This is a genomic window from Arthrobacter sp. MDT2-34-1 (genome assembly GCF_059091365.1).
In genome coordinates this window covers 1-251 of the sequence record NZ_JBNHGO010000229.1, presented here as the reverse complement: position 1 = coordinate 251, position 251 = coordinate 1, and the positions used below count along the sequence as shown (strand labels likewise).

General features: G+C 65.7%; 1 protein-coding gene. It reads right to left on the bottom strand.

What is annotated here, in order from left to right:
- A partial coding sequence (locus tag AC5RVV_RS18465; protein WP_494002771.1) for a TetR-type transcription factor C-terminal domain-containing protein occupies nt 1-251 on the bottom strand: 251 nt, incomplete at both ends.

The following is a 251-nucleotide window of genomic DNA, read 5'->3' as shown; positions in this document are numbered from 1 at the left end:
CCATGGTGATGACGTCGTCCGCCAGCTTCTCCTTGGAAAGGGAGCCGCCCGGTTTGTACCACTCGACAATCGAATTGATCGTGCCGAAGAGGAGCCGCGCGGTCGTCCTGGGGTCGATGTCGCTGCGCAGCGAGCCCTCGGTGCTGGCGGTCCGCACGAGCTCGGAAACGGCGTTATTGAAGGCACGCCGCCGGGCCAGGGCGTCCCGTTCAATCTCCGTGTTGCCCCTGAGCCGCAGCAGCAGGGTCACG